Source organism: Bradyrhizobium centrosematis (assembly GCF_045571495.1).
GTDB lineage: Bacteria > Pseudomonadota > Alphaproteobacteria > Rhizobiales > Xanthobacteraceae > Bradyrhizobium > Bradyrhizobium centrosematis.
Window position 1 is genome coordinate 2,035,173 of the sequence record NZ_CP120703.1, and the last position, 23,045, is coordinate 2,058,217.

At 65.2% G+C, this 23,045-nt stretch carries 23 protein-coding genes; 9 read left to right on the forward strand and 14 right to left on the reverse strand.

Going from position 1 to position 23,045, the window contains the following annotated elements:
• Positions 1-12 precede the first annotated feature (12 nt).
• Positions 13-753, reverse strand: coding sequence for a response regulator (locus P6U31_RS09775; RefSeq protein ID WP_407187982.1), 741 nt, complete (start codon positions 751-753; stop codon positions 13-15).
• A gap of 179 nt (positions 754-932) precedes the next feature.
• Here P6U31_RS09775 and P6U31_RS09780 point away from each other — a divergent pair, with 179 nt between their 5' ends.
• Together P6U31_RS09780 and P6U31_RS09785 are read left to right on the forward strand one after the other, a co-directional pair.
• Positions 933-1,472, forward strand: coding sequence for a hypothetical protein (locus P6U31_RS09780; protein WP_407187983.1), 540 nt, complete (start codon positions 933-935; stop codon positions 1,470-1,472).
• Between the two features lie 226 nt (positions 1,473-1,698).
• Entirely contained in the window at positions 1,699-2,223 is a 525-nt protein-coding gene (locus tag P6U31_RS09785; protein WP_407187984.1) for a PRC-barrel domain-containing protein, read from the forward strand.
• A 164-nt stretch (positions 2,224-2,387) separates the two neighbouring features.
• Here the strand turns inward: P6U31_RS09785 and P6U31_RS09790 are convergent, their stop codons facing one another.
• The 8 genes from P6U31_RS09790 to P6U31_RS09825 form a co-directional block, all read right to left on the reverse strand.
• Positions 2,388-3,599 (reverse strand): ABC transporter substrate-binding protein, encoded by a 1,212-nt coding sequence (locus tag P6U31_RS09790; RefSeq protein WP_407187985.1) that lies wholly within the window; start codon positions 3,597-3,599, stop codon positions 2,388-2,390.
• Positions 3,600-3,743: 144 nt separating this feature from the next.
• A complete protein-coding gene (locus P6U31_RS09795) occupies positions 3,744-4,574 on the reverse strand; it encodes an ABC transporter permease (RefSeq protein ID WP_407187986.1) in 831 nt (276 codons plus the stop codon).
• Positions 4,571-5,833, reverse strand: coding sequence for an ABC transporter permease (locus P6U31_RS09800; RefSeq protein WP_407187987.1), 1,263 nt, complete (start codon positions 5,831-5,833; stop codon positions 4,571-4,573). The genes P6U31_RS09795 and P6U31_RS09800 overlap by 4 nt, the downstream gene beginning before the upstream one ends.
• A 211-nt stretch (positions 5,834-6,044) precedes the next feature.
• A complete protein-coding gene (locus P6U31_RS09805; protein WP_407187988.1) occupies positions 6,045-7,103 on the reverse strand; it encodes an ABC transporter substrate-binding protein in 1,059 nt (352 codons plus the stop codon).
• A 55-nt stretch (positions 7,104-7,158) separates the two neighbouring features.
• A complete protein-coding gene (locus tag P6U31_RS09810; RefSeq protein ID WP_407187989.1) occupies positions 7,159-8,268 on the reverse strand; it encodes an ABC transporter ATP-binding protein in 1,110 nt (369 codons plus the stop codon).
• Positions 8,269-8,590: 322 nt separating this feature from the next.
• The gene (locus tag P6U31_RS09815) at positions 8,591-10,159 is read right to left on the reverse strand and encodes a DUF4403 family protein (RefSeq protein WP_407187990.1); all 1,569 of its coding nucleotides are present in this window, start codon (positions 10,157-10,159) and stop codon (positions 8,591-8,593) included.
• A gap of 124 nt (positions 10,160-10,283) precedes the next feature.
• Positions 10,284-10,922 (reverse strand): PQQ-binding-like beta-propeller repeat protein, encoded by a 639-nt coding sequence (locus P6U31_RS09820; protein WP_407187991.1) that lies wholly within the window; start codon positions 10,920-10,922, stop codon positions 10,284-10,286.
• Positions 10,923-10,949: 27 nt separating this feature from the next.
• Complete coding sequence (locus P6U31_RS09825) at positions 10,950-12,170, reverse strand: helix-turn-helix domain-containing protein (protein WP_407187992.1); 1,221 nt, start codon at positions 12,168-12,170, stop codon at positions 10,950-10,952.
• A gap of 142 nt (positions 12,171-12,312) precedes the next feature.
• Between P6U31_RS09825 and P6U31_RS09830 the strand changes: the two genes are divergently transcribed.
• Together P6U31_RS09830 and P6U31_RS09835 are read left to right on the forward strand one after the other, a co-directional pair.
• Positions 12,313-13,104, forward strand: a complete 792-nt coding sequence (locus P6U31_RS09830) for a DUF899 domain-containing protein (RefSeq protein WP_407189807.1) — start codon at positions 12,313-12,315, stop codon at positions 13,102-13,104.
• Positions 13,097-13,381 (forward strand): hypothetical protein, encoded by a 285-nt coding sequence (locus tag P6U31_RS09835; RefSeq protein ID WP_407187993.1) that lies wholly within the window; start codon positions 13,097-13,099, stop codon positions 13,379-13,381. Before P6U31_RS09830 ends, P6U31_RS09835 begins: the two co-directional genes overlap by 8 nt.
• Before the next feature lie 88 nt (positions 13,382-13,469).
• Here the strand turns inward: P6U31_RS09835 and P6U31_RS09840 are convergent, their stop codons facing one another.
• The 3 genes from P6U31_RS09840 to P6U31_RS09850 all read right to left on the reverse strand — a co-directional run bounded on the left by P6U31_RS09840 (position 13,470) and on the right by P6U31_RS09850 (position 15,262).
• A complete protein-coding gene (locus tag P6U31_RS09840; protein ID WP_407187994.1) occupies positions 13,470-13,808 on the reverse strand; it encodes a GIY-YIG nuclease family protein in 339 nt (112 codons plus the stop codon).
• Between the two features lie 203 nt (positions 13,809-14,011).
• Complete coding sequence (locus P6U31_RS09845) at positions 14,012-14,431, reverse strand: c-type cytochrome (protein ID WP_407187995.1); 420 nt, start codon at positions 14,429-14,431, stop codon at positions 14,012-14,014.
• A gap of 114 nt (positions 14,432-14,545) precedes the next feature.
• The gene (locus P6U31_RS09850; RefSeq protein WP_407187996.1) at positions 14,546-15,262 is read right to left on the reverse strand and encodes a L,D-transpeptidase; all 717 of its coding nucleotides are present in this window, start codon (positions 15,260-15,262) and stop codon (positions 14,546-14,548) included.
• A gap of 275 nt (positions 15,263-15,537) precedes the next feature.
• On the opposite strand from P6U31_RS09850, the gene P6U31_RS09855 reads away from it, so the two are divergent.
• The 3 genes from P6U31_RS09855 to P6U31_RS09865 all read left to right on the forward strand — a co-directional run bounded on the left by P6U31_RS09855 (position 15,538) and on the right by P6U31_RS09865 (position 18,094).
• Positions 15,538-16,590, forward strand: a complete 1,053-nt coding sequence (locus P6U31_RS09855; protein ID WP_407187997.1) for a glycosyltransferase family 4 protein — start codon at positions 15,538-15,540, stop codon at positions 16,588-16,590.
• 33 nt (positions 16,591-16,623) lie between these two features.
• Positions 16,624-17,313, forward strand: a complete 690-nt coding sequence (locus P6U31_RS09860) for a methyltransferase domain-containing protein (protein WP_407187998.1) — start codon at positions 16,624-16,626, stop codon at positions 17,311-17,313.
• 121 nt (positions 17,314-17,434) lie between these two features.
• Positions 17,435-18,094, forward strand: a complete 660-nt coding sequence (locus tag P6U31_RS09865; protein ID WP_407187999.1) for a hypothetical protein — start codon at positions 17,435-17,437, stop codon at positions 18,092-18,094.
• Between the two features lie 197 nt (positions 18,095-18,291).
• On the opposite strand, the gene P6U31_RS09870 is transcribed toward P6U31_RS09865, so the two are convergent.
• Positions 18,292-19,956, reverse strand: coding sequence for an aminotransferase class III-fold pyridoxal phosphate-dependent enzyme (locus P6U31_RS09870; RefSeq protein WP_407188000.1), 1,665 nt, complete (start codon positions 19,954-19,956; stop codon positions 18,292-18,294).
• A 35-nt stretch (positions 19,957-19,991) separates the two neighbouring features.
• On the opposite strand from P6U31_RS09870, the gene asd reads away from it, so the two are divergent.
• Positions 19,992-20,855: an archaetidylserine decarboxylase gene (gene asd / locus P6U31_RS09875; RefSeq protein WP_407188001.1), complete on the forward strand. Its 864-nt coding sequence runs from the start codon at positions 19,992-19,994 to the stop codon at positions 20,853-20,855.
• A 66-nt stretch (positions 20,856-20,921) separates the two neighbouring features.
• A complete protein-coding gene (locus P6U31_RS09880) occupies positions 20,922-21,497 on the forward strand; it encodes an NUDIX hydrolase (RefSeq protein WP_407188002.1) in 576 nt (191 codons plus the stop codon).
• Positions 21,498-21,595: 98 nt separating this feature from the next.
• Here P6U31_RS09880 and P6U31_RS09885 read toward each other — a convergent pair whose 3' ends face one another.
• Entirely contained in the window at positions 21,596-23,008 is a 1,413-nt protein-coding gene (locus tag P6U31_RS09885; protein ID WP_407189808.1) for a FecR domain-containing protein, read from the reverse strand.
• Positions 23,009-23,045: the final 37 nt, after the last annotated feature.

Sequence of the window (23,045 nt, forward strand, 5' to 3'; positions counted from 1 at the left end):
ACGGCCGCTCTCTCAGCTGCTCAAGGGAGCCGCGACGGCCTCGGTTCTCGGCGTGAACAGATAGCCGCCGGAGCGCACCGTCTTGATGATGGTGGGATCGGCCGGATTGGGCTCGATCTTGCGGCGGATGCGGCTGACCAGCACGTCGATGGAGCGCTCGAACGAGCCGGCGTTGCGCCCCTGCGTGAGGTCGAGCAGGCTGTCGCGCGACAGCACGCGGCCGGGGCGCTCGCAGAACGTCCTGAGCAGGTCGAACTCGGCGCTCGTCACCGCGACGCGCGCGCCTTCGGGATTGCGCAATTCGCGCAGGCGCAGATCGATGCGCCAGCCCTCGAAGTCGAGCGTGCTCGCGCCCTGGATCGCGCTCGCCGCCTGCGCGGCCGCCTGGCGGCGCAGCACCGCGTTGATGCGGGCGAGCAGCTCGCGCGGGTTGAAGGGTTTCGGCAGATAGTCGTCCGCGCCCATCTCGAGGCCGACGATGCGGTCGACGTCCTCGCCGCGCGCGGTCAACATGATGATCGGCGTCTGCGTCTCGGCGCGCACCTTGCGGCACAGGCTGAGGCCGTCTTCGCCGGGCAGCATGACATCGAGGATGATGAGGTCGACGCGGTGATCGGCCATGGCGCGCGACATCTCGCGGCCGTCGCTCACGGCGGTGACGTTGCAGGCGTTGTTGCGCAGGTATTTCGCAATCAGCGTCCGGGTTTCGCGGTCGTCCTCGACGACCAGGATGTTGGGATTGGGAATGGCCATGCGCTTTGTTTGTCCAGGATTCGGGCCAAATGGCGAAGATTTTTGTTTCGGATTGTTTCTATCCGGCTTCCGGCAACAGGCGGCAAACGCGCCGTCGCGGACCGGCAAGGTCTCGTTAAGGCCGTTAACCATAGCGTGGCGTGGTCCGCGACGAAACCCGCAACATCCACGGAGCCATCATGACCTCGATTTCGGCGGCGTCCGCCGGTAATTATCAGTCGCCGCTGCAGCGGCTGCAGCAGGAATTGCAATCGGAGGTGTCCGCCGGCACGATCTCGTCATCCGACCAGTCCGCGCTGTCGACGGCGCTGACCGATATCGACACCGCGCTCCAGCAGAGCCAGTCGAGCGGCACGCGTCCCTCCAAAGAGGGCATGCAGTCGAAAATCGACGATCTCATTTCCAGCGAAGTGTCGAACGGGACGCTGACCTCGGACCAGGCCGATGAGCTGAAGAGCGTCTTTCAGTCCGCCTTGGCGAACGGTCCCGGTGGTGCCGGTGGACCGCCGTCCGGCCCGCCGCCGGACGACAGCTCTTCGGATGCATCGTCGACGGACTCGACGAGCAGCAGCTCGACCGACCAGACCACGGCCGAGATCCTCCAGCAGTTCCTGCAGGCGCTGCAGCAGTCGCAATCGTCGAGCTCGTCCTACGGCGCCAATGGCAGCTCATCGAGCAGCTCGAATTTCTCCGCGCTCCTGATCGACTACAAGAGCTGACCTCGCGCGACGCGGGTTGGCGCGTTCCCCGCCGCGGTCATGTGTCACCCAGGGCGCATGATCGCCGGCGGGGAACAGTGCGCCGCAAAATGTTCCTGAGTGACGCAGGAACAATCCTTACGAAGCGTTTCCACTCGCGCATCGCGCGACGAAATTGCGGCCCGCACGGAACTGCGTGTGACCAGCGCTGTTTTCTCAGCACGAGTTTCTTGTGAAGGAGAGGACAATGCTGAAATCGATCGTCGCCGGCCTCGCCGGCACAGCACTGCTTACCACGGTTGCGTTCGCACAATCGCCGACCGCCACCACCGACAAGGCCCCGGCTGCCGCCACCGCGACAACCACGACCGCGTCCGGTCAATGGCGCGCCTCGAAGATGGCCGGCCTGAAGATCTACAACGACGCCAACGAGAACATCGGCTCGATCAACGACCTCCTGATGGACAAGAGCGGCGCCGTCAAGATTGCCGTGATCGGCGTCGGCGGCTTCCTCGGCATGGGCGAGCATCTGGTCGCCGTGCCCTACGAGAAGCTGAAGTTCGTCAATGAGGCAGTGGCCTACACCGGCACCGGCACGAATCCGGGCGCCAGGCCCGCCGCGACCACCACGACCGGCGCTGCGACCGGAACCGACAACAAGCCCGCTACGACCACGACGTCGTCCTCGTCGAAGTGGTATCCGGACCACGCCGTGTTCAATGCGAGCAAGGACGAGCTGAAGAACATGCCGGAGTTCAAGTACTCGGAGTAATGCGGCTCGACTGATGGCGTAAACGAAGCGCGCACGGTTTTCACCGGGCGCGCAGTCGTGTCTTCGTGATTGCGAGGAGCCCTTGCGGGGAAGCAATCCAGGCTGTCGCCGCGGAGGGACTCTGGATTGCTTCGCTGCGCTCGCAATGACGGAAATTGCGGCAACTAGTGCGTCACCAGCGGGCAGCCGCCCTTGTCGAGCGGACGGAAGGCCTCGTCGCCGGGCACGGTGGCGATCAGCTTGTAGAGGTCCCATTCGCCCTTGGACTCCTCGGGCTTTTTGACCTCGAACAGATACATGTCGTGGACCATGCGGCCGTCGATGCGGATCTTGCCGTTCTTGGCGAAGAAGTCGTTGACCGGCGTCGCGCGCATCTGCGCCATCACCTTCGGCGCCTCGTCGGTCTTGATGGCGTCGATCGCCTTCAGATAGTGCATGGTCGCCGAATAGAGGCCGGCCTGGATCATGGTCGGCATGTGCCCGACCTTCTCGTTGAAACGCTTGGAGAAGGCGCGCGTCTCCTCGTTCATGTCCCAGTAGAAGGCGTCGGTGACGATCAGGCCCTGCGTTGCCTTGATGCCGAGCGAGTGGGTGTCGGTGATCTCCTGCAGCAGCGCAATCATCTTCTGGCCGCCCTGGGTCAGACCGAACTCGGCCGCCTGCTTCAGCGCGTTGGTGGTGTCGCCGCCGGCATTCGCCAGCGCGACCACCTTGGCCTTCGAGGCCTGGGCCTGCAACAGGAAGGAGGAGAAGTCCGACGAGTTGAGCGGATGGCGGACCTCGCCGAGCACCTTGCCGCCGCTCTCCTTGACCACGTTGGCGGCGTCGCGCTGCAGCGCCATGCCGAAGGCGTAGTCGGCGGTGACGAAGAACCAGGTATCCTCGCCGCGCTTCACCATCGCCTTGCCGGCGACGTTCGACAGCGCATAGGTGTCGTAGGTCCAGTGCACCGTGTTCGGCGAGCATTGCGCCCCGGTGATGTCGGAGGAGCCGCCGCCGGAATTGATGTTGATCTTGTTCTTCTCGCGCGTCAGCGCCGAGACCGGCAGGGCGACCGACGAGGTCGGCACGTCGAAGATGGCGTCGACCTTGTCGTTGTCGTACCAGTTGCGCGCGATGTTGACGCCGACGTCAGGCTTGTTCTGGTGGTCGGCGGCGACCACGGCGACCGGCTTGCCGGCGACCTTGCCGCCGTAATCGGCGACCGCCATCTCGACTGCGGCGAGCGAGCCCTTGCCGGTCGCGTCCGCATAGAGGCTCGACATGTCCGTGAGCACGCCGATCTTGACGATGTCGTCGGAGATCTGCGCCTGCGCCGCGCCTGACGTGGCCGCCAAAGCGAGGCCGGCCGCGACGGCGGCGATGAGTTTTTGCATGGTTGTTGCTCCCTGTGCGTTGTTGTTTGGGATTTGTTGCCGGGACGTTCTAACGGTTATCGGCGGCTGCAGCTAAGCAATCCGCGCCGTAGCAGAATGCAAAAACAGAAGGGGCGGGCGGTGTTCCTAACTCTCCCGCCGCTTTCAGGCCCCGCCGCCCTTGAGCCGCTCGTTGCGCCTGCGCAGGCCTTCCATGGTGGCGAGGAGGATGACCGACACCGTCGTCAGGATCACCGCTGCCGCCGTGATGGTCGGGCTGATGTTCTCGCGGATGCCGCTGAACATTTCGCGCGGCAAGGTGCGCTGCTCGGGACCTGCCATGAACAGCACGATCACCACCTCATCGAAGCTGGTGGCGAAGGCGAACAGCGCGCCTGAGGCGATACCAGGCAGGATCAGCGGCAGGATCACGCGGCGGAACGCTTGAAGCGGCGAGGCGCCGAGCGAGGCGGCGGCGCGCGCCAGATTGGTGTCGAAGCTCTGCAGCGTCGCGCCGACCGTGATCACCACGAAGGGCGTCGCCAGCGCAGTGTGAGCCAGGATCAGGCCGAGATAGCTGCCGGTGAGGCCAATCGGCGCGAAGAAGAAATACAGGCCGACCGCAGTGATGACGCCGGGCACGACGACCGGCGACAGGACGAAAGCCAGAACGAGCGGCTTGAACCGGCTCTTCCACTGCGCAAGGCCCAGCGCGGCCAGCGTGCCGAGCACCATGGACAGCGCCGTCGAGGCGACGCCGATGATCACGCTGTTCCGCAGCGAATTCATCCAGCGCGGCGAATTGATGAAGTCGTCATACCAGCGCAGCGACAGGCCGGGCAGCGGATAGGTCAAATAGGAGCCCGCGCTGAAGGACAGCGGCATGATCGCCAGGATCGGTGCGATCAGGAAGACGAACACCAGCGTCGAGATGACGATGGTCACGGTCCAGGCGATGCGCTGGCTGGGCGTGCGCAGGGAGGAATTGTCGCTCAATTCTTCATGCCTCCCGTGACCTGCTGGCCCTGCACCAGCTTGCCGTAGACGAGCGCCAAGAGAATGGTGGCGAGCAGCAGCACTGCACCAAGCGCCGAGGCAAGGCCCCAATTGGCGGTCTCGGTGGTGTAGAGCGCGATGAAATAGCTGATCATCTGATCGGCGGCGCCGCCGACGAGGGCCGGCGTGATGTAGTAGCCGAGCGCCAGGATGAAGACGAGCAGACTGCCCGCGCCGACGCCGGGCAGGGTCTGCGGCAGATAGATCCGCAGGAAGGCGGTGAGGGGTGGCGCGCCGAGCGAGGCGGCGGCGCGCATGTAAGCGGGCGAGATCGCTCTCATGCTGCTGTACAGCGGTAGGATCATGAAGGGCAGGAGAACATGGGTCATCGCCACGCAAACGCCGAAGCGGTTGTAGATTAGGCGCAGCGGCTCGTCGATGATACCGAGCCAGTGCAGGCTGTCATTGACCACGCCGTTGCTCTGCAACAGCACGATCCAGGCGCAAGTGCGGACCAGGAGCGACGTCCAGAACGGCAGCAGGACGAAGATCATCAGCAGGTTCGACTTACCCGGCGGCAGCGTCGCCAGGAGGTAAGCGACCGGGAAACCCAGGATCAGGCAGAGTGCGGTGACGCTGAGGCTGATGATGAATGTGCGGGCGAAAACCTCGCGGTAAATGGCCTGGTCCGGCGGCGCCGCGACGATCGCGCCGTCCGCGTTCCTGACAAGGTCGAGTGCCGCAAGAAGGTAGAAGCCGGTCACTGGGCCGCTGGCATTCTTGATCGTGCTCCAGGTGGCATGTTCGCGCCAGGCCGGGTTGATCTTGCCCAGCGTCTCCTTGGCGGTGCCGGGCTCCGGAGCCACCTTCAGATTGCGGGCCGTGCTGGTCAGGATGGTGCGAAAGCCGTTCAGCGCGTAGTTCAGCCGCTTGGCCGCAATTGCAAGGGTGCCGGCGGCACGTGCCGTCTGGATGTCGCTTGCCAGCGCCGCATAAGCTTTCTCGTCCGGCAGGTCCTTGCCGTCCCAGCCGGCGAGAGCGGCGATGGTTTGCGGCAGGACCTGACGCACCTCCCTGTCATCGACCGCGCGCCACAGCATGCCGGCGATCGGTCCGGCAAAGGTGAAGAGCAGGAAGACGAGAAGCGGCAGAACCAGCGCCAATGCCTTGACCTGGCGCGTCCGCTCTGCACGCCGCAAACGGCGTTTGAGCGGCACCTCGGTTTGGGCACCGCCGCCGATCGCGGGCGCTGCTGTCATGGAGAAAGCCTGTTGGAACGGGCTGAGCAAGCGCCTCGTCCTTCGAGACGACCGCTTCGCGGTCTCCTCAGGACGAGGCTTATCGACATCGTCGCCTGTAAAGTCGCTGCCACGGACTTAGACCTCATCCTGAGGGCCCGCCGTAGGCGGGCGTCTCGAAGGATGCGCCGCGGACGAGTTGTCCGCCATGCCTCCTTCCCGTAAGCCGGCGCTATTTCGCCGCCCATTTGTTGAAGCGCTCGGTCAGGCGGTCGATGTTCTCGAGCCAGAAGCCGACATTGATCTCGACCGCATTCTTGATGTTGTCAGGAGCGGTCGGCAGGTCCTTCAGCACGGCGGGCTGCAGCTTGCCGGCCGCGTCCTTGTTGGAGGTGCCGTAGGCGATGTTCTCCGAGAGTTTCGACTGGTTCTCGGCCTTGCCGACGAAGTCGAGGAATTTGTAGGCCGCGTCCTTGTTGGGGCTGCCCTTCAGGATGACCCAGCTGTCGAGGGTGAAGAGCGCACCGTCCCACACCATGCCGAAGTTCTTCTTCTCGTTCTTGTTCGCGGTGTCGATGCGGCCATTGTACACCGACGTCATCGCCACCTCGCCGGAGGCGAGCAATTGTGGCGGCTGGGCGCCGGCCTTCCACCAGACGATGTCGCCCTTGATGGTGTCGAGCTTCTTGAACGCGCGATCAACGCCCTCGTCGGTCGCAAGCACCTTGTAGACGTCCTTCGGAGCGACGCCGTCCGCCATCAGCGCGATCTCCAGCGTGGTCTTCGGGCCCTGACGCAGGGCGCGCTTGCCTGGAATCTTCTTGGTGTCGAAGAAGTCGGCCCAGCCCTTGGGCGCTTCCTTCAGCTTGTCCTTGTCGTAGCCGAGAACGAAGTCATAGAGGATCGCGCCGACGCCGCATGGATTGACCGATGGCGGTATGTAGGCGGCCTCGCCGCCGATCTTGGTATAGTCCAGCTTCTCGAACAGGCCTTCCTCGCAGCCGACCGCGAGCTCGTCGCTCTCGACCTGGACGACGTCCCAAGTGGCCGCGCCGCCCTGCACCTTGGCCCGCAGCACGCCGACGCCGCCGTCCCAGGACTCGTCGTTCATGGCGATGCCGGATGCCTTCTTGAACGGTTCGAAATAGACCTTCTTCTGGGCATCCTGGTACGCGCCGCCCCACGACACGACGGTGAGGTCTCGCGCCTGCGCCATCGTCGCCAGCGCAGCGCTGGCCCCGAGTGCCGTGGCGAAACCCAGAGCAATCTTGCCAATCTTGCGCTTCAGCATGATCTTGATTCCTTCTTCATATGAGTTGCGTTGAGTTGATCGATGAAGATCCGGGCTAGACGGGATCGAGAGCCAAGCAATCCTCTGGGCGAAAGCTGACAAATACGTTTTCACCATGGCTCAGGCTGTCATGCGTGCCCGGCTGAAGCTTGACCATGAACTCTCCGTTGCCGGCGACGTCGAGCACGGCCAGCGCATGGTCGCCGAGATAGATCGTGTTCTGCACCTTCGCAGGCAGGCGGTTCGCCCCATCGCGGGAGCTGCCGTCCGGGACGATGGCGATCCGCTCCGGCCGCACCGACAGCGAGGTCGATGCACCGGCGCCCGATATGTTGACCGCCCGGGCGCTCACAGTGCCGCCGCCGGCCAGCGCGACACGGCAATAGTCCTTGTCGACCGTCTCGACGGTGCCGGCCAGCACGTTGTTCTCGCCGATGAAATGCGCGACGAAGCTGTTCACCGGATGCTCGTACAGCGCGTCGGGCCGGTCGATCTGCTGCACGATGCCGTCGTTGAACACGGCGATGCGGTCCGACATGGTGAGCGCTTCGCTCTGATCGTGGGTGACGTAGACGATGGTGATACCCATCGTCTCGTGCAGCTGCTTGATCTCGAGCTGCATCTGCTCGCGCAGGCGCTTGTCGAGGGCGCCGAGCGGCTCGTCCATCAGCACGAGCTGCGGATTGAAGACCAGCGCGCGGGCCAGGGCCACGCGCTGCTGCTGCCCGCCGGACAGCTGGCCGGGCCGCCGGTGCGCCAGATTTTCCATCTTGATCATGCGCAACGCCGCCGCGACGAGCTCCTGCACTTCCGCCTTGCTGGTCTTGCGAACGGATAGCGGGAAGGCGATGTTCTCGGCGATCGTCAGGTGCGGAAACAGGGCATAGTTCTGGAACACCATGCCGATGTCGCGCTTGTGCGGCGGCATGTTCTTGATCGGCCGCTCGCCGAGGTAGATCTCGCCATGGGTCGGAGCCTCGAAGCCGGCCAGCATCATCAGCGTGGTGGTCTTGCCCGAGCCCGACGGGCCGAGCAGGGTGATGAATTCGCCCTTCCTGATGTCGAGATCGAGGTTCTTCACCACGAGATGCTCGCCATCATAGGTCTTCTGAATGCCGGAAAAGCGCACCAATGCCGGCGCGGGCGTGACCATGCCGGCTTCCATGTTGTCCTCGCGTTGTCCCCTACGTGCCGTGTGAGACTAGCATCCTGCGGCGAGAATGCCAGCGGCGCAGTGATGAAGAGTGGTCGCGTGCCCGGTGACTGTAGCGGCATATGACGCACGGTGGCAGCCCGCGCACGCCTCGTCCTTCGAGACGGCGCTGACGCGCCTCCTCAGAATGAGGCTAATCTATGTGAGGGCCGGTGGAAACGGCTGCCGCACACTCCGTCCTCATCCTGAGGAGCCCGCCTCGAGCGGGCGTCTCGAAGGATGGCTGCAGGGCAAAGCTCTCGAATGCGATAGCCCTTCCGGTAACGAGCGCGCACTACATTCCCGAGAGCTTGCTCACATGCACGTTCAGCGAGCCGCCGGCTTCCGCGACCACGCGCAACGTCTTGGAATCGAACGCGATGTCGGCGAGCGTCAGGCTCCCGATCTTGGCGTCGACCTTGAGACCGTCCTCGCTCTTCTGGTAATCGGCGATCGCGGCGGCGATCTTCTCGCGGGCATTGGCGGCGATCGGCTTGAGGTCGAGCGTCGCCTTCTGAAGCAGCGCCTGCTGCATCTGCGGCACCACGGCGCGCGCCGCCGCGCCCAACAGGCCGAATGCCGCCTCGGATTCCACCGCGAGCTGGATGTCGGTGAGCCGCAGCGTCTGTTGCGCCTGGTCGAGCACCGGCCGGCCCCAGATATGCACGGTTGCCTCGGCGCCGAGGCCGAACCAGCTCTTCTTCTCCTTGGCGTTCACCAGCAGCGAGATTAGCAGCCGGTCACCCGACGGGATCACGTTGGCGCTCTTCACGGTGACGTCGACCGGGCCGGAGCCATCCTCGGGATAGGTGCGGCCGACCATCTGCGCGGCGATCAGCTTGTTGATCTCGGTGAACGGCACGTCGATCGGCACGCCAATGTTCACGCCGGTGCCGGTCGGCGGCACGATCGAGATCTTGTCGGGAAACGGGCAGTCCGGCTTTGTCGGCGCCGAGGTTACGCGCGTCTCCGCTTCCAGACCCATCAGCAGAGTCACCGCCTGCGCGTCGACGCGCGGCTGCGCGGCGATGGCGCGGATCGGCTTCATCTCGAGCCAGAGCGGCGGAAGTGCCGCCGAGGCAGCGGAGCCCTGCAGCGGGATCGAGCGGCAGGCCTTGGCCCATTGCAGCTTCGCATTCTCGCGCAGCGAAGGATCGTTGCGGATGCGCTCGGAGACGATGTTGATCTGCTCGCCGACATTCTTGTCGATCAGCGGCTTCACCTGCGCCGGCACGTTGACCTTGGCGCCGGAGATATTGAGATTGGTGTCGCCGAGATTGACCTGGGCGCCGAGATTGGGCTCCAGGTGCCAGTTGGCCGCGAGCTTCGGGCGGGAGGTGACGATCACGTTGCCCTTGATCTCGGCGCTGGCGTTCAAATTCTTGATGTTGACCGCGCCGATCCGTTTCGCGGCGTCACCGCCGAGCACGCTGCCGAGCGCGTCGCCAAGCGCGCCGGTGGCCTTCGCGGACAGCGAGCCCGTCACGTTCAGCTTGCCGGTGAGCGGGGTCGAGATCGTCAGCACGTCCTTGTCGCCGTTCGCCGCCATCGGCCCGCGCGCCGCGGTCCAGCCGATGTCGGCGTTCTCCAGGATCTGCGAGATCGGGTTGTCGGCCTTGCCGGCGAAATTGCGCGGCGCGGCCTTCTCGGCCTGCTCGCGGATCGCCGAGATCGCGATGGCGACCGGGGCGATCACGATGGAGCTCTTCGACACCGGCGGCAGCGGCGGCAATTGCACGACCGGCGGCGCCGAAATCGTCGCGCGCGGCGACAGGAGGTCCATCGCCTTCAGGCTGATGAAGAACGACGCCGCGAGCACCGCGAGGCCGATCAGGATCGTCTTCAGATTCAACGTCAGTCGCATCAATCCCCCAAGCCGCCCCGGCCGGGATTCTACAGGGCAGGCGAGCAGGGCGCTAGAGCGCACCGATGGGGTGGAATTGGGGCGAATGGGTTAACGGCAGCGATCACGTCGCTGCGAAAACGTTCTAGCCGCGCCGGGGGCGGCGGACCGCTCTCACATTGCCGCGATCTCCGCCGCCGCAGTAGAAGCGGTCACCGCCGTCGGATTCCAGGCCCGAGACCATGGTGCCTGCAGGCAGGTCGAGCTGCTCCAGCACCTTGCCGGTGTCAGGATCGATGTGCCTGATGTCGCTGTCCTCGCCTTCCCAGGTGCCGTGCCAGAGCTCGCCGTCGACCCAGGTCACGCCGGTGACGAAGCGCTTGCTCTCGATGGTGCGGAGCACCTTCCCTGTGGCCGGGTCGATCTGATGGATCTTGCGCTCCCGGTATTGACCGACCCAGAGTGAGCCTTCCGCCCAGGCCAGTCCGGAATCGCCACCGCCGCCGGGCGCGGGGATGGTGGAGACCACCTTGCCAGTTGCGGCGTCAATCTTCTGGATACGGTCTTCGGCGATCTGGAACAGATGCCTGCCGTCGAACGCCGTTCCGGCATGCGCGGCGACGTCAAGGGAGCGCGCGACCTTGCCGCTATCGGGATCGACCGCATTCAATTTGTTGCCGGAGGCGAACCAGACATGGCTGCCGTCATAGGTGACGCCATGCACGGCGTCGACGCCGGCAAAAGGTCCGTATTCCCTGATGATCTCGGCGGCTGAACGCTTCATCTGCTCGCTCCCTGTGATGGGGTCAATTTACGTCTTCAGGAGCGGCGTGGGGAGTAACAAGCCTGTCGGGAAACCCGGGACCGGCGGCGTCATCCAGCGCCGCGCCCGGCCATGTCCGAAGGACTGCACCTTGCCCGATCGCGCCAGCTCGTCGAGCGCTCGCTGCACCGTGCGCGCGCTGGTGCCAAGCGCCAGCGCGAGCGCCGAGCTCGACCACGGCTCGCCGTCGGCAAGAAGTGCGAGGACGGCTGCGTGCTTCTCCTCATTGGGCCGCGCCAGCACGAGGACATCGCGCGTCTTTCGCGGTGTCAGCACGAAACCTTGCTTCGTGGCGTTGATGTCGGCCAGCGGCTCGAGCTGGGTGCGGAGCCGCCCGATCTCGACCCGCAATCGCGCGCGGTGCGACTCATCGACGTGTCGTGCTTGAAATGCACCTGATATCAGCCTCTCGCGTGAGACATCTTCGGGCCACGCCTGCGCCAGAAGGCGGGCGAGCGCGAACAGCACCGGCCGCGTTCCGAGCGACACGGCAACGCCTCGCCTGCGCACGACATGATGGAAGGTGTCCACGACGAGCGCTGTCGAGGTTGCCAGCCTTTCGATCTCTCCGAGCAGCAACGGGTGTTCCTCGCCGCCCGCAATCAGGCGTGCTGCCGGCGTATCGAGGATGAGGTTTGCGCTGTCGACCTCGGCCATCAGCGCCGCGATTCTTGCCTGCCGCGCTGCACTGCCTGCGCGATCAAGCGCCGCGCGGGCCTCCCTCGTTTTCAGGCGCCTGATCGCTATGCCGGCAACCACAAGCTCGCGCACGACTTGCGATGCCGGCGGAAGCGGGGCGTGATCGAGCGCGGCCAACGTGCGCTCGGCCTCGTCGAGCCGCCCGACGAGAAGAAGACGGCGCGCCTCGATGTGGCCCGCATGGGCGGCATTGACGAGATCGCCGTGCTTCTCGAGCGTTGCACGGGCCGCCGCGAGCGTTTTCACGGGCCAGCTCAGGTCGCGCGAGACCAATGCGATCTCGGCTTCGGCGACCATGCATCTGGCGCGCGCCACCGCTTCGCGCGGACCGAATGCGCGCGCGGCGCTGCGCAGCAGCGCCTTGGCCTTGGCGAGATCGCCGAGCTGCGCCATCGCAATGCCGCGCAGCGCCAGCGACGGCGCATCGTTGCGCAGCGCGATTCGGTTCAGGGCGCCGAGCGGGTCGCCCGCTTCCAGCGCACGTGCGGCGGCCGTGATCAGCGACTCCATTCAAATCCCGCCACACTTGTTACTCCCACTGCGCAACCGCGCGGTGCCAGAAACCGTTGACGGCCGACGATGTGCGGTGAGGGGCGAGCGGTTCCGCGACACGCAAGGCTGATCGCAAAAGCCAGAGATTTGGAGAGTCATGATGACACTAGCCCAGAACGAACGAAATAACGGACAGGCTGTCATGCAAACACCCCCAGTGGTGTCGCCGCAGGACTGGGAGGCAGCCCGTCAGCAACTGCTCGTGAAGGAAAAGGCGCATACCCGTGCCCGCGACGCCCTGGCCGCCGAGCGCCGGCGCATGCCGTGGATGGAAGTGACCAAAACCTATGCGTTCGAGGGGCCCGGCGGCAAGCTCAGTCTCGTCGACCTATTCCAGGGGCGGCGGCAGCTGATCGTCTATCGCGCCTTCTTCGAGCCCGGCGTGTTCGGCTGGCCCGACCACGCCTGCCGCGGCTGCTCCATGGTGGCCGACCAGGTCGCTCATGTCGCGCATCTGAATGCCCGCGATACGACGCTCGTGTTCGCCTCGCGCGCGCCGCAGGCCGATATCGCCAGGCTGAAGCGGCGGATGGGCTGGACCATGCCGTGGGTCACCGTCACCGACAGTTTCGATACCGATTTCGGCGTCGACGAATGGCACGGGACGAACGTGTTCTACCGCGACGGCACGCGCGTCTTCCGCACCTATTTCGTCAAGAGCCGCGGCGACGAGCAGATGGGCGGCACCTGGAACTACCTCGACATCACGCCGCTCGGCCGTCAGGAGGTCTGGGAGGATTCGCCGCAGGGCTATCCGCAGACGCCGACCTACAAATGGTGGAACTGGCATGACAGCTACGCCGAAGGCGCCGAGCCCGACAAGAAGTGGGTCGAGATCTCCGACGCCGGCGAGAAGGCCTTTCGCAAAGAGGCTGCGGAAGGACGTGACTAGTCCCGCCAGCGCAACCATCGTCGCCGGCCGCGACGGCGTTGCGGCGGCGCGCCATCTCTCCAGATGGCTGGCTTTGGCGGCGACGCCGACCTTCGCGATCATGGCGGTGCTGACGGCCATGACCGGTGGGCCGGCAGACCTGCTGTGTGCCGCCGGGCAGGGCTCTCTGCTCGGCGGAATGGTACCGATGTATCTCTTGATGAGCGCGTTTCACTCGGCCGCGTGGCTGAGGTTGATTGCGGAGCGGCGGGGCGCGTCAGGTCGTCCGTCCGCGTGAACGCCTCGTCCTTCGAGACGACCGCTTCGCGGTCTCCTCAGGATGAGGTTAGCTACCGGCGGTCCCGCGGCGACATGTCGCCGCACACTCAGACCTCATCCTGAGGGCCCGCCGCAGGCGGGCGTCTCGAAGGATGATGCGATCCGCGCTTTGCCAACTCATGCAACTCGGCAAAATCGCCGCGCATGAAGGCTTCTTTCTTCGCGCGGCTCCATTTCTTGAGCTTGCGCTCGCACTCGATCGCGTCGGTGATGCGATCGAACCATTGCGAGAAGACCAGCGTCACGGGACGACGCGACTTTGTGTAGCCCTCGAACGAGCCGGCGTTGTGCTGGGCGATCCTGACCTCGAGTTCGGTGCGCGTCGTGCCGATGTAGTAGCTGCCGTCGGCGCATCTGAGGATATAGAGGTACGCTCCGTCCGTCATCGTGAACGCCTCGTCCTTCGAGACGACCGCTTCGCGGTCTCCTCAGGATGAGGCTAACCGGCATCTTCGCCTTGACGCAAGCGCTTCGTTGGGAAAGGCCACAACGAACTCCACTCCTCATCCTGAGGGCCCGCCGTTGGCGGGCGTCTCGAAGGATGCGCCGCGATTTCCGACGCAAGACTAAACATGCTGCGCAGCGTCTGCTATTGCGAGCCCGAAGCCGCCTGCAGATAGGCAACGATCTTCGCGGCTTCCTCCGCCGAGACGCCGCCATAGGGCTGCATCTTGTTGCCCGATACCACGTCGTCCGGCTTGATCATGAAGCGCGTCAGCTTGTCCTGATCCCAGACGAAGCCGGCTTCCTTCATCGACGACGAGTAGTTGTAGTCCGGCAGCGAGCCGGCCTTGCGCCCGACGATCTTGTTGAGATTGGGGCCGAGGCGGTTGTCGCCTTCCTTTGCCGAGTGGCAGGTGCGGCAGGAATTGTTGAAGGCTTGCCTGCCGGCCTCGTCGTTCGTCGGCTGCTGCGCGAGCGAGGAGGAGGAGGCGGACACGAGCAGCATCAGCGCGCCGGCGATCGCATACCGCCACGGGCTCGCTGGGGATTGCAGCCGTGATCGCATCTGCGCCTCCATCAGGGATTCGCGCGGCGGCGAGCGCGCGCCGGCATGTCGAGGGCAAACGAAAGCGGCCCCGGCGGGGTTCCGGGGCCGTTTGCGTCACAATGTCCAGATGGTTCAGCGCGCCGTGGCTCCGAGCTCCGCGCGGCGCTCCGTCATCGGCAGCACGATCACCTTGGTGCCGACGTTGACACGCGAATAGAGGTCGGTGACGTCGTCATTGGTCATGCGGATGCAGCCTGACGAGACGCGCTTGCCGATGGTCTCGGGAGCGTTGGTGCCGTGGATGCGGTAGATGGTGCCGCCGAGATACATGGCGCGCGCCCCTAGCGGGTTGCCGGGGCCGCCGGCCATGTGGCGTGGCAGATAGGGCTGGCGGGCGATCATCTCCGCCGGCGGAGTCCAGGCCGGCCACTCGGCCTTTCGGGACACCGACTGGACGCCCGACCAGGTGAAACCGTCGCGGCCGACGCCGATGCCGTAGCGCAGGGCCTGGCCGTTGCCGAGCACATAATAGAGATAGGTGTTGGGCGTATCGATGATGATCGTGCCCGGTGCTTCGCGCGTCGCGTAAGCAACGGTCTGGCGGCGGAAGCGGGCCGGCATCTCGACGGCGTCCTGATCCTCGGACGGCTCGGTCTGATAGGTCGGCGGCTGATAGGGTTGATAGGGCTGGAACGGCTGCGGCGCGGCCATCGGCGGCAACGGCTGGAAGAAGGGGAATATCTGCACCGGTGCGGCCTTGGCGGCACCTGCGGATGCAATGGCGGAGACCGCGACGGCACTGAGTGCAACGGCGCGCGAAATCGTCTTGAAAGTATCCAGCTTGAACATGTGATCGCCCCTGTTTGCTCGGTGGTCTTGGCCACCGCGGCACCATTGCGGTGCTCTGTTGCCTGGATCACTAGCGGCAAAACGTTTCGGGACATTTGCGCGGAAAACCGAAAAAGGTTTCACGGCGGCAAGGATTGTTTCATGACAGTTTCGTGGCTCGGCCCGGCCGGGCGCCGCACAAAACCACCGGCCGACACTTCTGTGACGTCACACGCCTGAAATATCCATGGTTGATGGTCGAAAGCCGAGAATCATCAAACTCTCGGGATTTTCCCATGCGGGTATTAATCGCGACCGACGCCTGGCATCCGCAGGTCAACGGCGTGGTCCGGACGCTGACCTCGCTGGCAAGCGCCGCCAAGGCGCTCGATGTCGAGATCGACTTCCTGACCCCGGAGGGCTTTCCGTCCTGGCCGCTGCCGACCTATCCGGGCTTGCGCTTCGCGCTGCCCTCTGGAAAGGAGATCGCGCGACGGATCGAGAAGGCCGCGCCGGATGCGCTGCATATCGCCACAGAAGGCCCGATCGGATGGGCCGCACGCGGCTATTGCCGCCGCAACCGGCTGGCCTTCACCACCTCCTACACCACGCGCTTTCCGGAATATGTTTCGGTGCGGACCGGCATCCCCGCGAGCGTCGGCTATGCCGTGCTGCGCCACTTCCACGATGCCGCCGCGATGACCATGGTGGCGACGCCGTCGCTGCGGCAGGAGCTGTCCGAGCGCGGCTTCAAGCGGCTCGGCTTCTGGACGCGCGGCGTCAACACCGAGCTGTTTCATCCCGATAGCCCGGCAAGGCTCGATCTGCCGCGTCCGATCTTCATGACCATGGGCCGGGTCGCGGTCGAGAAGAATCTGGAAGCGTTCCTCTCGCTAGACCTGCCCGGCACCAAGGTCGTCGTCGGCGACGGCCCGCAGAAGGCGGCGCTCGAAAAGAAATACCCGGATGCCGTGTTGCTCGGGGAGAAGAAGGGCGCGGATCTCACCGCGCATCTTGCCGCCGCCGACGTCTTCGTCTTTCCGAGCCTGACCGACACGTTCGGTGTGGTGCAGCTCGAGGCGCTCGCCTGCGGCACGCCGGTCGCAGCCTTTCCGGTCACGGGTCCGAAGGACGTCATCGCCGATCATCCGATCGGCGCGATCGATCACGATTTGCGCACCGCGTGCCTGCGCGCACTCACGATGTCGCGCGAGACCTGCCGCAATTTTGCGCTGGAGCGCTCCTGGGAGAACAGTGCGCGTCAGTTCGTCGGCAATCTCACCTCACTTCAGCCCAGCCGCGTGCTGCGCGCCTCGCCTCGCATGGCGCGGCGGCCAGTGCGCGGTTGACCTTTCATTGGACCCACAGCGAGAACCTCATCGATGGCTAAGATCATGAACCTTGACGGCACCCAGCAGCTCGATCTCACGCGCGGCACGGTCGAGCAGGCCTATGACCGCTGGGCGCCCGTTTACGATCTCGTGTTCGGCGGCGTGTTCGCCAAGGGCCGGCAGGCGGCGATCGCGGCCACCAACAAGATCGGCGGCCGCGTGCTCGAGGTCGGCGTCGGCACCGGCATCTCGCTGCCGATGTACGCGCCGCATGTGCGCATCTTCGGCACCGACATTTCGGAAGCCATGCTCGACAAGGCGCGCCAGCGCGTGGCCGAGGGCAAGTTGAAGAACGTCGAGGGGCTTGCGGTGATGGACGCCGAGAAGCTCGAATTCTCCGACAATTCCTTCGACGTGGTGATGGCGCAATATGTCGTCACCGCGGTGCCCAACCCGGAGAAGGCGCTCGACGAATTCGCCCGCGTGCTGCGTCCCGGCGGCGAGCTGATCATCCTGACCCGCGTCAGCGCCGATGCCGGCGTACGCCGGTTCATCGAGCAGAAGCTGCAGCCGGTGGTGCGTCCGCTCGGCTTCCGTACCGCCGAGTTCGGCTGGTCGCGTTATGCCAAATGGCTGGCCGGTGCCCACGGCATCGAGCTTGCCGAGCGCCGCCTGATTCCGCCGCTCGGTCACTTCTCGCTGGTGCGCTTCCGCAAGGTCGACGTCGCGAAAGCGGCGTGAATCAGGCGCGTGTGTCTGCGTCATCGCGCCGCTGCGTGTCGCCACATGACAAGATGATGTTGTCACACGGCGTACATCGAATCCCTTTAACCCCGTACCCGAAAGCATTTTGGGGAAGAGCATGATCAAGAATTATCTCGAGCAGCTGCGGATCCAGCGCTGGGACGACCATCGCTATTACCACCACAGCCGCATCAATCAGAGCCTGCACTTCGTCAGCGCGCTGAGCTTCCTCTTCGCCTATGTCTGGCTGTTCATCGATCCCGTGGTCTCCGCGCTGGTCGGCTGGCTGGTCTCGATGACCTCGCGCCAGGCCGGACACTTCTTCTTCGAGCCGCACACCTACGATCACATCAACCAGGCGACGCACGAGCACAAGGAAGAGATCAAGGTCGGCTACAATCTTCAGCGCAAGGTCGTGCTGATGGCGATCTGGGCGCTCTCGCCCCTGGTGCTGGTCGCCGATCCCACGCTGTTCGGCCTGTTCACGCCCTGGGCCGGCGCGACCGACTTCATGCGGCAGGTCGCCAAGATCTGGCTCGTGGTCGGCGGCGGCGGTCTGTTGTTCCGCACCGTGCACCTGTTCTTCATCCGCGACGTCGAGACCGGCCTCGTCTGGATGACCAAGATCCTGAGCGATCCCTTCCACGATCTGATGCTCTACCACAAGGCCCCGCTCGCCCTGATGCGCGGCGAGCTGATGGACCCCGGCCTGCACCTCAACCCCGAGCACACGCTTGGCCTCATCGGCGAGCCCACCCTCGAAGAGCAGCACGCCTGAGCGCGCTGCGCACACAACACACTCCGATGTCTGATGGTTACGTCATGCCCGGCCTCGTGCCGGGCATCCACGTGTGTGGAGCTTTTATGTGCACCGTCATTCCGGGGCGATGCAAAGCATCGAACCCGGAATCTCGAGATTCCGGGTTCGGTCCTGCGGACCACCCCGGAATGACGGTGGGGGTGGCAGGAGCAGCCTCAGCGCCCAAAACGCTTGGCCAGCATCTCTTTCAAGATCTGTCGCTTGATCTGCTTGTTGGTGAGCGTGCCGTCGTGCCACCAGAAGCCGTCGGCCTTCATCTTTTGCGCGGCGCGGACGAAGCGGTCAGCGACTTCGGCAAAGTCGGCATCGGTGTAGTTGAGGCTGAAGATCAGCCGGCCGGTGCCGACCCAGCTCAAGGCCAGGCCCTCGGCGCGCAGGTAATATTGCAGCATCCAGTTGTAGCGGGACGGCGTGGTGTATTTCACCGTCCAGATCGAGGAGAAGTTGGCGAACCGCACCGGCAGGTCTGTGCTCTCCATCATCTGGTTGAGCTTCTGGACGCGGCCATTCCAGGTCGCCTCGAGCCCTTCATAGACCGCGCGAAAATTCGGGCTGGCGAGCCGGCTCAAGAACTCGTCCATCGCCGTCATGACGTAGGGATGCGAGTTGAAGGTGCCGCGGGCGAAGCAGATGTCGGCCGGACGGTCGTCGCGGAAGCGGCGCATCAGCTCGCGTCTGCCGCAGACCACGCCGACCGGCAGGCCGCCGGCGAGGCTCTTGCCGTAGGTTACCATGTCGGCCTTGACGCCGAAATATTCCTGGGCGCCGCCGGCGGCGAGGCGGAAGCCGACGAAGACCTCGTCGAAGATCAGGACGATGCCGCGCTCGGTGCAGATCTCGCGCAGCTTCTTGAGCCATTCGGTGTAGGCCACGCGATCGAAATTGCCGCCGCGGGAGGAATCGACCAGCGCGGAATCGCCGGGCGCGTTGGCGTTGGGATGCAGGCCCTGCAGCGGATTGACCAGCACGCAGGCGATGTCCTTGCGCGTCTTCAGCACGTGCAGCGTCTTCTCCGACATCTCGGCAAGCGTGTAGGTCTCGTGCGCGGGAATGGGATTGCCGACGCCGGGCTGCACGTCGCCCCACCAGCCGTGATAGGCGCCGGCGAAACGAACCAGATGCGTGCGCTTGGTGTGATAGCGAGCAAGCCGCACCGCCTGCATCACGGCTTCCGTGCCGGACATGTGGAAGGAGACCTCGTCGAGGCCGGAGATCTGGCAGAGCCGGCTCACGTTCTCGAGGATCACGGGGTGGTAGGGGCCGAGCACCGGGCCGAGCGCCTGCGCGCGCTTCTCGGCGCCCTCGATGCACTCCTTGTAGAAGTCGTTGCCGAAGATGTTGACGCCGTAGGACCCGGTGAGGTCGTAGGAGGTGTTGCCGTCGACATCCGTGACGGTGACGCCGCGCGAGGATTCCATGAAGGTCGAGGTGCCCAGATGCTCGCGGACGAGACGCGAGAACTGGAACGGAACGCGGTAGCTTTCGGTGAAGTTCAGGTCGGAGATCTTTTCCGCCGCTTCCTTCGTCATCGCGCGGCCCTTGGGGTAGCGCTCGGCGTAAAGCCTGGCGAGGCGGAAGAAGGCGTCCTTGCGCTGCTTCACAACGTTCGCAGGCGCGCCGTCGCAGCCGAAATATCTGTCGCCTTCGAACTCGTAGAACGGCAGCAGCCTTGCCACTCGCCGCGACATCTTGGAGTGCCCGGCGAGCGAACGGTGCTTGGCGCGGGACAGTTCGACCCGTGCCTTGAGCTTCGGGAGGACGGCGGCAGCGGACGCTGCGGCGGCCACGGACATCGAGAGAATCGGGAGTGTCGTTTCCATGACAACAAGCGCTAATACTGTGAGCTGACAGATTCATGACAGTCAAAGCCCTCATCGCCTCTTTCACCCAGCAGGAAGACCTCAACTTCCTGTTGACCAACCGCATCCCCCGCGCCGCGCTGACCCGCTTCATGGGCTGGCTCTCCAAGATCGAGAATCCGCTGGTGCGGGACTTCTCGATCGCGCTGTGGAAGCTGTTCTCCGACCTCGATCTGTCCGAGGCGAAGAAGACCCATTTCAAGAGCCTGCACGACTGCTTCACCCGGGAGCTGAAGCCGGGCCTGCGGCCATTCGATCCGGACCCATCCATCCTCGCCAGTCCCTCGGACGGCATCGTCGGTGCGCATGGGCGGATTGCCGACACGGAGCTGTTTCAGGTCAAGGGCGCGCCCTATTCGCTGCTCGATCTCGTCGGCGATTCCGCGCTGGTCGAGCAGCACCGCAACGGCTCCTTCGTCACGCTGCGGCTGACCTCGAGCATGTATCACCGCTTTCATGCGCCATACGACGCGCATATCGAGCGGGTGACGCTGATCCATGGCGACGTCTGGAACGTCAACCCGATCGCCTTGAAGCGGGTCGAGCGGCTGTTCTGCAAGAATGAGCGCGCGGTGATCCGCACGCATTTGTCGACCGGCGAGGCCGTGACACTGGTGCCGGTCGCCGCGATCCTGGTCGCCAGCATCCGCCTGCACTTCCTCGACATGGTCCTGAATGCGCAGACCCGCGGCCCGGTCAACTTCCCCTGCGACGTGAAGGTGAGCAAAGGCGAGGAGCTCGGCTGGTTCGAGCATGGCTCGACCATCATCATCCTCGCGCCCAGCGATTTCGCCTTCTGCGACGGCATTGCCGAGGGCACGCGCGTTCGCGCAGGTGAAGCGCTGCTCAGGCGAAAGTAGCCTTCAATCGGCCACCCCCGCCGCCTATATGTTCGTCGGGGACGATTTGACGACACGGATGTGGCGATGGCGCGGGCGCCGGTCATGGCGGCGGGTGGGATTGTGTTGCGGCGAGGATCTGAGCCGCTGATCGCCGTCGTGCGCCAGCGCAAGCGCAATGAATGGGTCTTGCCCAAGGGCAAGCTCGACGACGGCGAGACGCCGAAGGAGGCGGCGCACCGCGAGGTGCTGGAGGAGACCGGCCACGACGTCGCCGTGCACGAATTTCTGGGCACGCTCGCCTATCAGTCCGGCGGGCGTTCCAAGGTCGTGCATTTCTGGCGGATGGAGGCCGACGGCGGGCCCGTCCGCAAGCTGATGAACGACATCAAAGCCGTGGACTGGCTCACGCTGGACGATGCGCTCAGCCGCCTCTCGCGCGAATATGAGCGCGCGTTCCTCAACCAGGTTGGCCCGATCGCGCTTGCGGCGGCGAGGCTGGTGCCTGCGGCTGCGCCGACGCCCGTGCCGGAGCCGGCATTGGCAAACGACGATATCGATGCCGCCTTGCAGACGCTGACACCGGCGGAAGCCGAGTCCGTCGACGAGTTGCGTCACGGCCTGCTGCAGAAGGTGAAGGCCTGGCTGCGCGGCGAGGCGTGAATTGTTGTGCCCGCTTGCGGGTGATGAAGTATCAGCGAGCCAGCGTGGCTGGTCGCGTAACGTCTCCCCAGATCGTCATTGACGGAAGGAGAGAAGAGTCACCTCCGCTCCTTCTCCTTTGGCGCCGGCTTGCGCGGCGCTGCAGGGCGCTGCGCGGCGGGGAGGCGCTGCTGGAATCCGCCGTGGCGCTGCATACCGGGCTGTTGAGCCGCGGGCGGTTGGCCCGGCTGCAATCCGGTGCGCGGGGTTTGCGGCGGAACGGCGCCTCCGGGCTGCGCCGGATTTTGTCCGCTGCGCGGCGGCTGCGATTGCGCCGCGCCGCCCGGCTGAGTGCCCCGTGGAGGGGCTTGCCCGGTGCGCGGCGCGCCAGTCGGACGACCCGTGCCTTGCTGTTGTCCTTGCTGCTGCTGACCCTGACCCGCACGCTGGCCACCCGGCTGCACCGTGGTGCCGCCTTGTTGTCCCTGCCGCTGCGGCGGTTGCGCGCCTTGCCGGCCCGGCGTGCCCGGCTGCTGCTGGCCCGGACGGTTGTTCTGGCGGGGCTGATCGTTCGGACGCTGCGGCTGTTGGCTCGGCGCCGTGGTCGGCCGCAATTGTTGCTGCTGCGGCGGTTGCGCGGGTCGCGGAATGCGGCTGATCGCGGCCGGATTGGCGCGGCGGAAGTCGCGTTGCTCGGTCACGATCTGCCGGCCCGTGGTCTGGGCCAGATGCACCTGGCTGACGAAGCCGCGATCGCGGGCGATCTGCTGCGCGGTGATCGTGATCGGCACGGCCGCAAAGCGCATGCCGCCGCCGGCCGCGCCTGGACGAATGGCAAAGCCGCTGGCGGCTTGCGTCAGCGCGCCGAGCCGCGTGCCGCTGGTGCGGTCATCGACCTCGATGTGACCGACGCGGCCGTCGGCGTCGGGATAGAGCTTGATGTTGACGTTGCGCGCGCCGTTCGCTGCCGCGCCTTCAGGCACGTCGACGACGCCGGTGGTGCCGCGGATGCCGAGCGTCGCCGTCGGCGTCGTGATCTTCATGTTGCCGGTCTTTGCCACCGCGGCCGCGACGAAGGCGACGGTGCCCTTGCCGACGTCGAAGATCGCGGAGTTCTGCTTGCCGCCGTCCTCATAGACGTAATTGTCGATGGTGATCTTGGCGCTGGCGGACAGATTGAACGTGGTCGCGTCGTTGAAGGTGATGCCGAGCGAGGAGTTCGACGAGGTCTGCACGACGTCATTGAGATAGATGTCGTCGCGCACCCGCAGCGGATAGGAGTTCTTGTCGCGGATCACGGTCGCGATCCCCGTGACGATCGCGACATTGCCGATCGGCTCGACCGCGGCAGATTGTGCCTCTGCGGCCGGTGCCGGCGAGGCCGAGGGCGTCGGTGAGGGGTCCGGCGTCGGCCCGGCTTGTGGCGGCGCCTGCGCAAGCTCGATTGTGTTGGAGGCAGATGCGGTGCTCGCGCCCGCCAGCGGCAAGGCCAGCAGCGCAAGCGCGAACACGAAGCGGCGCCAAGCCAGCATTGATGCCACGAGGGAGTCCCGGTGAGAACGTAAGGCG